A 14,582-nucleotide genomic window follows, 5' to 3' on the forward strand; every position below is an offset into this window, starting at 1 on the left:
GAAAGGTATAGAAAGCTTCCTTATAAAACTCGCTAAAGCTCAAGAGGCGACTATATGATTTTGTGGGGATCCCTCAGGGACAGTCACCTCAAATCAAAGAATCGTCACCTCAAAGATTGCTTTTTATACAAAACACAAAAATGAAATGTAGCGAAAGTGATAAAACGATATTAACACTTATTCATATAAATCTTAATAAAAGCACTATTGATTCACTATTGTTACAAAAGCCTATCACGTTCTTACTAGTATCTAAAAAGATACTCAGTTTGTGAAAGTACCCAATAGCTTTCACGTTTTAAGCTCGCTAAACGGCCTCCCTGCTAGGCGAGCTATTTTTTTTAGTAAAAATAATAGTGAATAAGGATTTTTTGCAAAATGAATTTCCTATTAATAGATGCTCAACCATTATTTCAAAAAGCGTTAGAAAGTTTAATTAGAACCATCTACCCAAACTGTACTGTATACAAAGAGAGCTGCGCAGCGAAATCGAGCCAGGTCATACGCAACAAACGTATCGAAACTGTGATTTTGGATACTGAAATCAGCAACGGTAGCGGCATCGACTATGCCAAAAGATTGCGCTCACTGGGTTTTGAAGGTGCAATATTGTTCATATCTTCATGTAATTCAAAAATGTACTCGCAGATCGCTCGTACCAACCGAGCTAATGGATTGGTGTACAAAACGCAAGATATAAAGACAATTCGAGCTGCGATATTACTCGTCAGTCAGGGCAAAGACGCGTTCGAATCCAGTGTAGCAATACCTGCCCAAAAAACTTCGAACCTATCTGCCCGCGAGGCGTTGGTGTTGTCCTATTTGGCGAAAGGATACTCTAATAAAAAAATATCTGAACTTCTCTCTTTGAGCAATAAAACGGTAAGTACTTACAAATCTAGAATATTAAATAAATACAATGCCAAATCCATTATCGAAATAATCTCCTTCCAAGGTTCCATCTCTTAATAACTCCCCTCCCCCTAATGAGCTCAGCCATTGGTTGAGATATATACGCATGCATTTCAAATGACAGGATAACGACGCGATGGGTTGATTCTCGCCGTCAGCCATATAGAGCGACGAGAATCAAACTTACCTTAGATAGGCTTAGCTAAGAACTTTAAACGATTTGAGTTTTTCAATCGCTAATGGCCTGCCAATGTAAAAGCCTTGGCAGACATCCACGCCTAGCATACGCAGTGCTTCAAATTCTTCTTTTGTTTCTACCCCTTCCGCGACAACTATTATTTCGGTTCTGCGGCACAGTTCTGTCGTTAAATCGACGATATGCCTCGACTTCAAGTCCGAAAAGTAACGCTTAGTAAATTGGCGATCAATCTTGAGTTCAGTAAACGGGATGTCCACGAGATTACCGAAGCTGGAGTAACCAGTGCCAAAGTCATCGATGGATATTTTTACACCGAGCATCCTCAGCCGAGCGATGTTACTTAGCATTGTTGTCGATGGCTGAAAAATTTGGCTTTCCGTGATTTCAAGGGTCAATAGAGATATGTCCATGCCGACTTCATCTACCATGCTAACCAATTTGTCGACGAGGTCGGGTTCCATAAAGTTGTCTGCGGTCAGATTTATGGATATTTTCATACCATCAGGAATATAGACAAAATCCACTTTGAGTCGATTCATGACGGCATCAAGAAGCAAGTCCGTGTGTTGGTTCGTTTCTAGTAGCGGGATAAAGTAGTTGGGGGTCAGTGTTCCTTTAAGGGGATGCTGCCAGCGCACCAATACTTCGAACCCAATAAGCTTGTTCGTCTTAAAACAAACTTGCGGCTGATAAACATTGTGAAATTGTTCGTTCTCTAAACCATATAAGACTTCATTTATAGAGAAATCGAGGTCCTTCTTCACTGGTGCGCAAGACAATAACTCACTTGTCATCTGTATAAGATTACACAGGCTATCTTCATAGACAGGTTTAACTAAGGTTCCGACCACATTAAGGCCAAGAGTTGTCGCCATCTTGCTCGCTAAAGCAATAATGCCTTCATCAACACAGCTAGAGATACACACAGCATTGTTATAATGGTTTTTCTTTAGCTCCGATAAAAACATCAGTCCGTCTTTATCAGGCAAGTCGAGGTCACTAATGATTAAGTCGAATTGGATCCTGCTTAGTAACGCCATAGCCTTCTCTACCGAAGTCGCAGAGTGGACATTCTTGCAGCCAATATTTTTCAGTTTGTAGCCAAGTAAGATAAGCTCTAGAGGACTATCGTCAAGGATAAGTATGTTCATTTCTTCGACCTTTGATAGTTCTCGATAAGCGCAATGTTTTTCTGCATTACATCGGCCAGAATCTCTAGCTGTGACTTAAGCTCGACTTTTCTCCCTCCTTTAATCGAGCGTTCTACCTTGTAAATAATCTTGGCAAGATCATCGATGCCTAAACTTAACGCACCACCTTTGATCTTGTGTACCGTTTTCTGGAGCGCGGGTAAATCCTCTTGCTGCTCTTCTAATAACTTGAGATCGCTTGATAGGCACGCTACCGAAATCTTCCTTAATTGCTCAACCTCCTCTTCATTGTATTTGTCTAACCAATGCGTGATAGGGGCGATTTTAGTTCCATTATCTAACAAGCATGCCTCCAATAGATTCCTTAGTTTCTCTATTCCATAAGGTTTGAACAAGATATGATCGAACCCCGATTCATTAGACTTACTTCGAACAATGCTCGAATCCTCTGCTGTACAGCCAATAATGGTTAGGTGTTTATCTAGATTGGCTTCATTGCGCAGTTTGCTAGAGAGTTCGAACCCATCCATATTGGGCATATGGCAATCTGTAATAAGTAGATCAAAGCCATCAGGATGCTCCATGATCGCGTGGTAAGCGGCTTCACCATCGTCAACCATATTGACCGTCAGCCCCAACTGCTCTAGCTGCTTACGAATCACAAGTTGGTTGATAGGGTTATCTTCCGCAACGAGTACCGTTCCTTGCAATTGCTCGAATCTTAAGGGCGTTAATGTCGAGGCTTTTTCTGTATGCTGATACAAGCATTCAAATAGTAAGTCTGGAAATATCGGCGAATTAGACAAAACAATCTGTTGTTGCTCCACTTGCTTAAACCCCTCAACACCATCCTTGAAGACAATACGTCTTTCGAAAGGTATCTCACTGTCGACATTGCTGTAGTCAGAAGTGATCAGAATGCTGTGTCCCTTATCTGGAATTTCTAACTCTCGGTAGCCGGTTAGCGTCGACCAGATAGCGACCCACTCTTTGATGTTGTCACTCACGTCACCGAACTGAATATCCAAGCTGCTGAGCTGTCCTTTGTAGGTGCTAACGAGCTGATGCGGTAGCGAAACCGACATCTTAGTACCAAGATTTTCAATACTCTCAACATTAAGTTGCCCATTCATGAGTTCGACCAACTCAGAAACAATGGACAAACCTAACCCAGTGCCACCGTACTTCCGTGCAATTGAGCTATCCGCTTGAACAAATGGACTAAACACAGTGGCAAGAACTTTTGTCGACATACCACAGCCAGTATCTGTCACCAAAAAGTTGATTGATGTATCGCTAAGTTCAACTTCTAATGTCACCGTGCCTATGTCGGTAAATTTAATCGCATTGGACAGGAGGTTGTTAAGTATTTGCGAATACCTGAGACCATCAATAGAGACCAACCTGACATTGGTAGGTTTAAAGTCATAGTGTAGGCGGATGCCTTTCTTATCTGCGGCAATTTTGTGGACGCGCAGAACCTCACTGGTCTCTCGCAAGACATCACAATCAAAAGGGGAAAGCTTGAGTTGGTCAGCCTCGAGCTTCGAGAAATCCAGAATATCATTCACCAGAACATTCAGTTGTCTTGCTGATGACGAGATGTTGTTGATGAGCAAAGTTTCCTCTTCATCTTCGATTTTTGCACCTAGCATTTCAATCAACCCGACCATGCCAGCGATTGGCGTTCTTAGCTCATGCGTCATCGAGGCGAGAAACTTATCGCGTGCCTGAATCGCCGATTCCGCCTTTTTCTTAGCATTCTTCAGATCGTTTTCTCGTTGGTTTTTCTCGGTAATATCATTAATGACCGTTAGGATGTATTCCTTGTCGTTGAGCGTGATTTTCTTACTGACATACTCCATCATTTCCATGTCTAGCGGACAGTTATATGTGCGGCAAACATCATTGATCGTCAGATCATTGTGGAACATGTCGTCAAATACTTTCTTATTTTTGTAGCCCATACCGCTTTCGGAAATGTGGCAAGCATTACACTGATTACTCAAATATTTGCTGCAGTTTGTGTAGCGGATATTGGATCTGCCGTCGTAGATAAAAACAATTGAAGGGATCTGACGAATCACAGAGTTTAAAAACTCATTTTCGATTCTCGTTGCAGCGGCATCTTTCTCCTTGATGATAACGTTGAGCTTCATATTCTTCTGCAACAAATAGAAAATCACGACGCTAAACAGAAAGACAAACACAAAACCAAACGTCACCTGATAGAGGTATTTTTCTTCATAGCCATAGACGACATTAAACGGGTCATAGGAATTCTTAATTTTGTTTAATTCGTTTTGATCCCAGGTTCTGAAAATGCTGTTCAGCACATTAATGAGTGAAAGCTTATCTGACGAAACGGCCATTGCCAGATTCACGACAATCGGTTTGGTACGATCGACAAAGTACTCGTCGTCAGCATGAGACGATATAATCATCTCAATGATATCTTCACGAATGTAAGCGATGTCAATCTCACCCGTTTCTAACGCCCTTAGGATTTTTTTAGAATCCCTAAACACTTTGGTGCTCTCGCCAAATAACTGATTTTTCACGTCAACATGCTTTTTGCTTTCAGATAACAGAACGCCTTTCGACTCTTTTTTGGGTTCAGCCGAATGTGCGAGGCTGACAGTGTAATAAGTAAACGACATGAAGGTGTCGGTAAACTCGACACTCTCGTTGGAGCCCATGGTTATCGATGAATAAGGAACGAGATCAATCTCATTTGACGCCAGCATATCGTAAGTTGACACAGACTGCCTTAAGGGAACATACTCAAATTCGAGCGTCGTCCTTGATGATATCAGGTCTAGAACATCCTTGAGATAGCCAGAAAGACTTCCATCTTGATTCCTAAAAAGTAGAGGAAACGTATCGTCGTCGAATGAGTACTTGATGATATTGCTGTAATTGCTATTACGAAATGCCCTATTAATCATGTCCGAAAAATAATAAGGACTGATGCTGTTTATGAGGTGGTCACTTTCAATCGAACGCTTGATAATCTTATTGATGATCTCGACTAAACGCTTGTTTTCATCGAGTGAAACGATCTGCGCGTAAACAAATCCTCCCCAAGGAGGCGTTGAAATAGAGCTGGAGACATTATCTGTCGCGTTCAGATACTCGGCAAAGCTAATATAGCTATCAATAAATATCTTATCGTCACTCTTGAGAACACTTTCCGTACCCTGTCTAAAGTTAGCCACGCGAGTCACATTCTCTATTCCACGGCTATCCAAAATATTACAATACACCGTTCCAACAACGCACACCCATGGTCGCTTTTCTAAGTTTTCTTGGTCAACATAACTATTACTCCAATAGGCAACTGTGCTTTTAAATATAGGTGCTGAGTAGAACAATCCTTGCTTATCTTTAATCGCTTTATCGTTAAAATCGAGTATCAAGTCCGCTTCCTTTGCATGCAGAGCAGACATCACTTGCGAGGTATTTTCAAACTCGACAAATTCGATCTTCAGACCGAGTTCATTGGCAATTTTTTTCAGATAGGTCACGTTAAGGTTATAAAACTCACCGCGTCCAGATGTCGGATAAACTGGCCGCCCTTTTTCGGACAGTACAGCGATATTCACATCTCCTAGGTTATCTATGTACTGATAATCCTCCTGTGACATTGGGTCCATAGAGGCGGCATAAGCGGTATTAATCAATGATACGCTACCTAGTAGAAAAAATATATTTAACAATAGAGACATCTATAAAACCTTGAAACTGATGTAAGTGAGTAATTTCAATTTAAATAACCAGGCCAATAATTTAACGATATTCACATACCATTAACTAACCAAGGTATCATTCATGTAACAATAGGAATTAAAATTAGAGATGTGTATCATAATTGCAACATATCCATATTAAACACCAACTACCGTTCCATTCATTTAATAAAAACAGTTCATGTCGAACATTAAAAACATCCAAAATAGTTAAGTCCGAATTTAATACCTATCTATAAGCAATCAGCAAAACCTAACAATGACGTCAGCCAATTCTCCGATGGTATAAGGTTTCTTCAAGCAACCATTCATTTGACTATTATTGAGTTCATTTTTTATATCATCGTAACAATGTGCACTGCATGCGATGATAGGAATATCGACATCAAACTCTCTAATCAAATCGCTGGCTTCAAATCCATTTAGATAAGGCATTTCTAGATCCATAAAAATCAGATCGTAGTTACGGTTATTTCGATAGTGCAAAACGAGGCTTTCTCCATCCTCATAATGCATAAATTTCGCGCCAAGATGTGTCAACATCTTGATTAGCACAATAGCATTGAGAGGATAATCCTCCGCAATTAGGACGTTTATATCTTGAAAATTCATGATTGATTACATATGTACTTAGATGATCTCTCGGCGAAGATAGAAAATAAGCTCATCTAGATAATAAATTGAAAATCTCAACGAACTCATTATTATCAGATAGTTGTATTCATATTTTTCGTCGATAAAGACCATTTGTCTCAGATGATTGGAAAGTGAGTACAGCCCCAACAAACCTGAACTACCAACCAACTTATGTCTTCTGCGGCTCATGTCATCAATGAGAACAAACGATGAGTGGCCAAACGAGCAACATCGCCCCAACTTTAAAATCTCTTCTCTTAAACTTTGGATGAGTGTCATTGCGTCCGCTTTATTCCCAAAGCAGACGTTGTCAATTAAGTAGGTTAGCTCCTCGCATCGGTATTTCATTGGGCCTTTTCACTATCTATTTCTATCTATTGAAATTCACTTTGTATCCCTTGCCCCTGACTGACTGTAGCTCTACTTTTCCGCAGGTTTGTTGACTGATTTTCTTTCTCAGGCGACTAATCGCAAGATCGAGCGCCCGACTCCAACCATCATAGCCATGCCCTTTTGTTGAATAGCTTAATTCTTCCCGGTCAGCAAAGAAGTTATCCTGTGACAAAATAAAGAACAAAATATTGGCTTCATTTTTTGTCAACTCCAACACAGTACCGTTATATTCGAACGTACGCTGATCCTTATTAATTTCAAAACAAGGCGTATCTTCCTCTTCGTGATAAGCTTTAAATTGCTCAGTATCTTCCATATTGACAAGTCGCTTAACTCGACTTATCAGGATATCCACTCCTCTCTGCTTTAATAAAAAATCAGATGCCCCCATCTCAAAGCTTTTTAATTCGATTCTGGTACTTTGTTTGGCGGTATAGACGATTACCGGGCAATCGAGTATTTTCGTTAACCGAGAAAATGAATCCAAACTTGACCCAGAAGGTAACTGAACATCAAAAATAGCAAGATCAAAATGATTCCCCACCGCAGCATGAAAAGCAGAGGAAACATCAAATGATTGTACAACTATAAATCCAACCTTTTCCAATGCTCCTTTTATTAGCCTAGAAGTAAAAAGGTCATCTTCTAATAATAGGATTCGCTTCAAGACTCTTCCCCTATTGAAATGCAACTAGCACCACTGTCTTAATTTTACTAAGAGGCCTTACGATTAATAAAATCGGAAGGAAGACGCCTTAAATCTGTCCAATCAAAAGTTATCTATAAACCATCAATCAGAACTATCGGCCATTGAATGTTTACAACTTTGACCAAACAAAGATTAAACCATTCAACATACACTCTTAGGCAACAATTTAGTTAAGTATTTTCTGACAAAATACCCGTTTACCTTTTAATGTCTTTATTGTAACAAAGTCATACAATTATGTATCAGTAACAGATAATTTTCAGACTTATCTTACCTAAGATATAGGTTGTTTCATTACACACGTTGCATATATTAAGGAGAAGAGTGACATTTAATTCGTTTGCTCCGAGATGTTATTAATCACTTCGATGACCTGGCTAATGTTTCAAGAGCTATTCTTTAGCTCCAAAACCAGTTCCGCCGCTTTGTCGATTGATAAAGAAATCATCTTAGTGATCTCTCTTGATCTATCCATACCAATCTGACCAAATGACGACTTGGCTTTTCGCATTACCAGCAATGTCAGTAAGATTTTTCAGACTACTCTCATACCAGCGGTCTATTCTATCTGTATAGTCCGCTTCATCGATATCCCTCGCAGAGGCTTTCAATAACATCAATCTGATATTGTATGTTGCGATAACATTCTTCCCATATATTTTTTAATCGAATCAAGAGAATGCTGGCGATTAGCGTTGCTTTCTTCGAACTCACTACATACTGACAATACATGGAAAATAGTAGTGAAATGGTCAGAAATACTAGTAAAAACAGACTGATTAACTCTGTTTTAATGGATAGATTTCGTTTTAGTGGATAGATTTCGAAAGTTAAGTTTCATTGGGCCGTCTTATCATATTAGGTAATTTTGACACAATATTACCAAAAGCCTCTGTTATTTTGTATCAACATAGTAACAACAACTAGATAACCCTCTATTGGCATAAAGAATTAACGTCAAGCCATTGAATTTAAAAATAATTTTATATCAACGACCGAGATACCATCAGTGACGAATACCCCATACATTGCGCAGAATCCCAGCCAAATTGCCATTTAGAGCATAAAGTAAAAAATTGTCGGAATATTCCAATCCACCCACAAGCATCATAAACTTTAGATTAGAATGCCAAGCATCTAAATTGTTAGTTTATTCAAGCTAAAATAATAAAATCAGATTTATAAAAAATATTTAATTGTGTTTCAAATAGGAATCAACAGTGACTAGTGGGCTAAGAATCTCAGTTTCCATTGTCTAGTTTGAGACTATTGTTGAGAAAGAAGACAAGATCACTCAGCATATCGATATTGAGCAACTCGACACATAGTTTGATAAATTATGAATGAACAAGAACTAATTAGTACTATAAGAAATAAGAGACAGCTCCTTGGAATGACTCAAGATGACTTGGCTCAACTGTGTAATACTTCCCCTTCTCATATTTGTAGAATTGAAAACGGGCAATCCAGTCCGAAGTTGAGCACCTTAATTAAAATATATGACACGCTATTGATCTCTATGACGATTCACTGCGAGAATAGATAATTCTATCTAGTTAACGCTTTGAACTATAGACGGTCGGTTTGAATAGGAGAACGTTTGTTGCAAGGTTCAGTATGGCTGGATTGATGATTAAACAGAGTGTGATCTCTTAAAAGAGAGAAAAGTCATGCCGCTGATGTTACGCAACTCGTTCTCTTAAACGTGCGAAGAAGACTGGATATTTGTTTTTAATATGACGCTGTTCATCGACCATAATTTTGAAGGTTGGGCCAACGCGAAGTTGAATTATCACTTCGTCGTTGTCAAAACGCAGTACCGCTCCCTCTATGTCCACTGAGTTTTCATCATGGAGGTTTAGAACACCTTTGACGGTTAAGCCCTTGTACATAGAAGTGAAGTTGTTCATCACCATTCTTATCCCACCCTCGGACACCTCTGTGACTTGAAACATTTCATCTGCGAACTTTACAAACGGCCTTGCACGCTTTGGGTATTTTAAACGGTAATATTTCCGTTTCTGATCTAAGTCCTTCATGCTCTTGCTCCCTACAACTCAGCATCCAGCTATATACATTCATTATAGTACTTCCTATTTAGTCAGTACTTAAGGTGATAATAATCTAACATACAAGGACTTACATCTACAGACCTATTGCCGTTGTTCTCTTTCTACTGAGAGCGAATCCCCGTTTCTCAGTCGGCAGTTGAGTGTCTTGCTGACCACACCTCTGAAATTTAACATTTTTATTACTTATTATTCTACCAGCCTTGTATGACAACAGAACAATGCTCCAAACATTACTCACTGAGTGACTAATTTCTTTACACTCTAGCTTAGAGGTAATAGATTTTTCTAACGATTCATTGTCATGAGGTCATTATGTCTGACCATCGTCTAGGCAACGGAATGGCAGCCTTCTCTTTCGTAGTATGGGGGTTGTTGCCTTTGTACTATCAATACCTACCCAACGCTGCGAGCGATGAGTTACTGGCGATACGGTTGATCGCCTCTGTTCCTCTCGGCGTGCTCATCGTCCTCATGTCTAACAAACACTTACCTAATTTAACCGCTATCTGGTTAGATAAACGCTCTCTCGTATATACCTTTGCTGCCGCTATTGTTATGTCTTGTTCGTGGCTTGCGTTCACTTGGGCGTTAACTAATGAAAGAGTGATGGAATCAAGTCTGGGCTTTTTCATCAGTCCGATTGTAACAATGGCGCTTGGGGTAATTTTGCTTGGCGAATGCCTGTCACTAGGCAAAAAAGTCGCGCTCCTGTTGGCATGCATTGGGCTTATTTATCAAATCATTCATTATGGTGAGATCCCCCTTGTTGCCATTTCGATCGCTGTGTTTTTCTCACTCTACGGCTGGCTGAAAAAGCAAATCGGTTTCGATTGGGCTACGAGTCTGTTTGTCGAAGCCTTGGTTTTACTCCCTATCGCAGCGATCTACATCCTGGTTAAAGAGATTACTTTTGGGGCCGTATCCCTTCACTCAGATACGACGACTCTTATGCTGTATCTTGGTTCAGCTCCAGCAACGCTACTCCCTTTGGTCTTCTATTCGATCGCAATACGACTGACCTCTTTAACAACAATTGGCTTGATGCAATATATCGAACCATCTATCCAGTTTCTTCTTGCCGTTTATCTATTTGGCGAACTCTTCGATGAAGTAAAACTCATCAGCTTTGGGCTCATTTGGGTGGGTTTAGCATTCACTGTGCTGGAAAGCGCACGATACCGCTATACAGCCAAGAGCCGATAAAAAAATCCCCCGCAATAACGCGGGGGAAAGTGTCAAAATCCGAGACTAAGGCTGCCTTGCCACAGAAGAGCCATCGAGAACAGCGCTGTTACTCCAAGCATGCTTGCTCCAAGCTTTTCCTTTCCTGCGAATGGATTCACGCCTTGTTCGCTTTTGGCCTTGATGTAGAAATACAGTCCGGGCAGATAGAGTATTGCGGACAACAGTAAATAGTTGAGACCAGACGCGTACAACAGCCATAGTCCGTAAACAGATGCACCGAGACCGATCAAAAGTAGGCTGCCTCGATTCTTCTCTTCAATGGCTATTTTTAGGACAAACGCTCCTACTAAGAAATACGGTACCAAAATCATCTCTGAAGCGATAATCAGCAAGGTGTCGTAAGTACTACCAGCGAACATGACAAAGATCAGAGAAACCTGAATCCAGATATTCGTTAAGGTCAGCGGCTTAACCGGACTCCCCGCTTCGTTCAGTCGCGCATAACTTTTAGGAAACATCTTCTCCTTAGCGCATAGATAAGGCGCTTCAGACGCAAGAACTGTCCAGCTAAGAAATGCGCCACACACGGAGATCAGTAACCCAATACTGATGATGTATTGTCCCCATGGACCTAAAATGACCGTCAATACTCGCGCCATAGATGGGTTTTGATATTGAGCCAGTTCAACCGGCTTTACCACACCCATTGAAAGTAAGGTGACGAATACATAGATTGCTAACGCGGTAAGCAGCCCTAGAATCGTCGCTCGCCCGATGTCCTTTCTGTTTCGAGCTCTACCTGAGACGACAACAGCGCCTTCAATGCCGATAAACACCCATACCGTCACAAGCATCGTACTCTTCACTTGCGACCACAGACTGTGCTCCTCACCAAAATGAACGCCGGTAAAATCAAGAGTGAAAGTGTTCCAACTAAAGGCAAGCATCGTACAGACAATAAACGCCATCAGCGGGACCAGTTTTGCGTACGTTGTCACCATATTAATCAATGCGGCAGTTTGGACACCGCGCAACACCAGCGCATGCACCATCCACAGCAAGCAAGATGCACCAATAATCGAAATTACCGTGTTGCCTTGACCAAAAATAACGTTATCCGGAGTATCAAATAGCATCCCCAGAGTGCTGAATACGATAACCAGATAAGAGACGTTGGCCAACATTGCGCTTAGCCAGTAGCCCCATGCTGAGCAAAAACCGACAAAATCCCCAAATCCCGCTTTTGCGTAGCCAAAAACACCGCTGTCGACATTTGGTCGATGTGAGGCAAGCGTTTGGAAAGAGAGCGCAAGAAAGATCATACCCACGCCAGTGATTGTCCAGCCAATCATTACAGCAGCAGGGCTAGCTACCGAAGCCATATTTTGTGGCAAGCTAAACACACCAGCTCCAATCATCGAACCGATGACGATGGCGGTCAGGGAGCTCAAGCCAAGTTTGTTATCCATGTTGTTTCCACGGGACGCAATCAGAAGGAAGGGATTTTACGACGATTAACTTTGAATAGGCAGACCTGATGTGAGGCATATCGCATACATAGCAAACAAATCTCACCTTTCATTGTCATCGATCAATGGTTGGAATCAATAGCAGTGAATTAGTCCAAATAAATGCAAATCAACAACAATAATCGTCGGATTCATAACTACACTACAGATATATAGCCTAAAAAATATAGTAAATACAGTATTGGAACCATTGAAATTCAGAAGAAAAATCAATGCCCCAATCAGAAATTGACGCAATTTATAGAACGACAGCTCGCCAAACTAAGATCATGGACTAGACTCAATAAAGGTATCAATGGCTGAATGCGCATTGCTTACCTATTATATCCATTACTTCCTGTTTGTGCGGTCGCTGTAAAGCGGCCATTTTTTTGCGCAAAAAAGCAGCCAGTTAGGCTGCTTCGGCGTTTAGTTAGTGTGTCGAGCTATCAGAGCGCTGACCAAACTCAGCTTGATGATAGATCTCAGCGAGACTCTTGTCTCTTCTCACTTTAGATTTGAGTTTTTTCGCAGCACTATTCTGCTGCTCTTGAGCTTTGAGCGCCTTTTCATGTGCTTTGGCTGATTGAATGAATTTTGGATCACACAAAGCCTGTTGACGTAGGCGGTTAACGCGTTCAATGGTTTCTGACAACATACTAGCCTCCTATACAACTGTATTTATAAACAGTATAGGTACTCAATTCACTACGTCAAGAAAATACTGTATAAAAAAACAGGCAAAACTTAAAGTCGCATAATGTATTGCTACACCTTGATAGATTGAAGCTATCACAACGATATAGACCATCCATTATCCTCCTGCGTTACAACTGGTTAGACTCCGGTTATCGGTCGTTTTGAGTTGAGGAAATTATGAGAGCACTTGTTGTTGAAGGTGGCGCGATGAGGGGTATACGATGGGACGGAAACAAGGCGAAGAACACCTTGCAAGTCGACAAGGTGTTCATGGGTTAACAGCAGACAATTGTCACTTCTGTTTTTAGAGGATTAACGGGCAATATCGAGCAGGTTGTCTTTAACCCCGTTAACGCGGAACCATCCAGCAATACTGTAACGATCCGCGTTTGTAGGCAACACTTCATGCGGAAACTGTTCAGAGAAAAAGACCAGTAAGCGTCCTGACTTTGGTGATATCTGAGCGAGCTTATTATCATCCAGATCGTACACCACCAACTCACCTGCGTCTTGTTCGCTCCAAGATTCATTCATGTAAAAAACCGTCGTTAGTCGACGGTTTTCATTACCATTAAAACTGTCTAAGTGCTTTTGATAAAAATCGCCTTTTTCGTATTTCGCGAAATGTGCTTCATATTCGAAAAGACCTAAGAAGAAGTAGCGATTGGCTTCAAGCCGAATCTGCTCCATTTTCGCTAGGTAACATTCGACTGGAAATCCCATTGTAGGCTGTAACCACTGAATTTTGTCGCTACGAATCTTACGTTCTAGTGCCCTTTCTTCGTTACGTCCAATTCGAGCATTTCTCCAATCTGCTGGAATACATTCCCTTAACTGTGCAACTTCATCTTCATTTAAAAAATCGTCCCATACATAATAACCGTGCGTAAACAACGCATCGATGAGTTGCTCCATTGCCAATTCTGCCCAATGATGAAATAAGTGAACGCTTTTACACAAGCGGCGCCATTGGAACAACTCAGGTTATTTACCGAATGGACAAGCCCTATTTGTCGAGAGCAAAAATCGTAAGATTCAGATCAATCGCATCGCCTAGCCAGTCGGCATAATCGGTGTGATCTTTTAAGTCATCGCCCGTCACACCATGTATTAAGATTGAGTGACCGTTGCGTTGTTGATCTAACCAAGGAATGAGGTTGTTGAAGTCTTTATCGGTAAAACTTACCGAAAAACTCCACATTGTATGAGGCCCGACTAGCCTTTCATTGAAGCGTCCTACCGGCAGCGTATAGGTATTTTTAACCTTTTCACGTAACTGACGAGCAAACTCACGACTTGTCTCATCGAAATAGACATGAGCGTGGTAGTGTTGATGAGCATTTATTATTTGAGACATACATGCACTGCT

General features: G+C 40.9%; 12 protein-coding genes. 3 read left to right on the forward strand and 9 right to left on the reverse strand.

The genetic code is table 11. The features are described 5' to 3' along the window. Window positions 1-378 precede the first annotated feature (378 nt). On the forward strand, window positions 379-969 hold the full coding sequence (locus tag ACQEXT_RS14365) for a LuxR C-terminal-related transcriptional regulator (RefSeq protein WP_426952676.1): 591 nt from the start codon (window positions 379-381) through the stop codon (window positions 967-969). 141 nt (window positions 970-1,110) lie between these two features. Here ACQEXT_RS14365 and ACQEXT_RS14370 read toward each other — a convergent pair whose 3' ends face one another. The 4 genes from ACQEXT_RS14370 to ACQEXT_RS14385 form a co-directional block, all read right to left on the reverse strand. Then, window positions 1,111-2,262 (reverse strand): EAL domain-containing response regulator, encoded by a 1,152-nt coding sequence (locus tag ACQEXT_RS14370; RefSeq protein ID WP_138971349.1) that lies wholly within the window; start codon window positions 2,260-2,262, stop codon window positions 1,111-1,113. Next, window positions 2,259-5,990, reverse strand: a complete 3,732-nt coding sequence (locus tag ACQEXT_RS14375) for an ATP-binding protein (protein ID WP_426952678.1) — start codon at window positions 5,988-5,990, stop codon at window positions 2,259-2,261. The genes ACQEXT_RS14370 and ACQEXT_RS14375 overlap by 4 nt, the downstream gene beginning before the upstream one ends. Window positions 5,991-6,254: 264 nt before the next feature. Next, window positions 6,255-6,623: a response regulator gene (locus ACQEXT_RS14380; RefSeq protein ID WP_426952680.1), complete on the reverse strand. Its 369-nt coding sequence runs from the start codon at window positions 6,621-6,623 to the stop codon at window positions 6,255-6,257. Between the two features lie 394 nt (window positions 6,624-7,017). After that, window positions 7,018-7,707, reverse strand: a complete 690-nt coding sequence (locus tag ACQEXT_RS14385) for a response regulator transcription factor (protein WP_426952682.1) — start codon at window positions 7,705-7,707, stop codon at window positions 7,018-7,020. Window positions 7,708-9,088: 1,381 nt separating this feature from the next. Between ACQEXT_RS14385 and ACQEXT_RS14390 the strand changes: the two genes are divergently transcribed. Then, on the forward strand, window positions 9,089-9,295 hold the full coding sequence (locus tag ACQEXT_RS14390) for a helix-turn-helix domain-containing protein (RefSeq protein ID WP_138971344.1): 207 nt from the start codon (window positions 9,089-9,091) through the stop codon (window positions 9,293-9,295). A 136-nt stretch (window positions 9,296-9,431) separates the two neighbouring features. Here ACQEXT_RS14390 and ACQEXT_RS14395 read toward each other — a convergent pair whose 3' ends face one another. Continuing rightward, entirely contained in the window at window positions 9,432-9,788 is a 357-nt protein-coding gene (locus ACQEXT_RS14395) for a PilZ domain-containing protein (protein ID WP_426952684.1), read from the reverse strand. Between the two features lie 345 nt (window positions 9,789-10,133). Between ACQEXT_RS14395 and rarD the strand changes: the two genes are divergently transcribed. Beyond that, window positions 10,134-11,024 (forward strand): EamA family transporter RarD, encoded by an 891-nt coding sequence (gene rarD, locus ACQEXT_RS14400; RefSeq protein ID WP_426952685.1) that lies wholly within the window; start codon window positions 10,134-10,136, stop codon window positions 11,022-11,024. Window positions 11,025-11,056: 32 nt separating this feature from the next. On the opposite strand, the gene ACQEXT_RS14405 is transcribed toward rarD, so the two are convergent. From ACQEXT_RS14405 to ACQEXT_RS14420, 4 genes are all read right to left on the reverse strand, one after another. Continuing rightward, a complete protein-coding gene (locus tag ACQEXT_RS14405) occupies window positions 11,057-12,475 on the reverse strand; it encodes a basic amino acid/polyamine antiporter (RefSeq protein ID WP_426952687.1) in 1,419 nt (472 codons plus the stop codon). 472 nt (window positions 12,476-12,947) lie between these two features. Then, a complete protein-coding gene (locus ACQEXT_RS14410) occupies window positions 12,948-13,172 on the reverse strand; it encodes a hypothetical protein (RefSeq protein ID WP_138971340.1) in 225 nt (74 codons plus the stop codon). A gap of 353 nt (window positions 13,173-13,525) precedes the next feature. Continuing rightward, window positions 13,526-14,128, reverse strand: a complete 603-nt coding sequence (locus tag ACQEXT_RS14415; protein ID WP_426952690.1) for a 2OG-Fe(II) oxygenase — start codon at window positions 14,126-14,128, stop codon at window positions 13,526-13,528. Window positions 14,129-14,219: 91 nt separating this feature from the next. Beyond that, complete coding sequence (locus ACQEXT_RS14420) at window positions 14,220-14,570, reverse strand: DOPA 4,5-dioxygenase family protein (RefSeq protein WP_426952691.1); 351 nt, start codon at window positions 14,568-14,570, stop codon at window positions 14,220-14,222. Window positions 14,571-14,582 lie beyond the last annotated feature (12 nt).

The organism is Vibrio sp. TRT 29B02 (genome assembly GCF_050113655.1).
GTDB lineage: Bacteria > Pseudomonadota > Gammaproteobacteria > Enterobacterales > Vibrionaceae > Vibrio.

Excerpts from the sequence above, each read along its gene's own strand:
- ACQEXT_RS14365 (WP_426952676.1), top strand. The coding sequence starts at position 379 with ATGAATTTCCTATTAATAGATGCTCAACCATTATTTCAAAAAGCGTTA.
- ACQEXT_RS14370 (WP_138971349.1), bottom strand. The coding sequence starts at position 2,262 with ATGAACATACTTATCCTTGACGATAGTCCTCTAGAGCTTATCTTACTT.
- ACQEXT_RS14375 (WP_426952678.1), bottom strand. The coding sequence starts at position 5,990 with ATGTCTCTATTGTTAAATATATTTTTTCTACTAGGTAGCGTATCATTG.
- ACQEXT_RS14380 (WP_426952680.1), bottom strand. The coding sequence starts at position 6,623 with ATGAATTTTCAAGATATAAACGTCCTAATTGCGGAGGATTATCCTCTC.
- ACQEXT_RS14390 (WP_138971344.1), top strand. The coding sequence starts at position 9,089 with ATGAATGAACAAGAACTAATTAGTACTATAAGAAATAAGAGACAGCTC.
- ACQEXT_RS14395 (WP_426952684.1), bottom strand. The coding sequence starts at position 9,788 with ATGAAGGACTTAGATCAGAAACGGAAATATTACCGTTTAAAATACCCA.
- rarD (WP_426952685.1), top strand. The coding sequence starts at position 10,134 with ATGTCTGACCATCGTCTAGGCAACGGAATGGCAGCCTTCTCTTTCGTA.
- ACQEXT_RS14405 (WP_426952687.1), bottom strand. The coding sequence starts at position 12,475 with ATGGATAACAAACTTGGCTTGAGCTCCCTGACCGCCATCGTCATCGGT.
- ACQEXT_RS14410 (WP_138971340.1), bottom strand. The coding sequence starts at position 13,172 with ATGTTGTCAGAAACCATTGAACGCGTTAACCGCCTACGTCAACAGGCT.
- ACQEXT_RS14415 (WP_426952690.1), bottom strand. The coding sequence starts at position 14,128 with ATGGAGCAACTCATCGATGCGTTGTTTACGCACGGTTATTATGTATGG.
- ACQEXT_RS14420 (WP_426952691.1), bottom strand. The coding sequence starts at position 14,570 with ATGTCTCAAATAATAAATGCTCATCAACACTACCACGCTCATGTCTAT.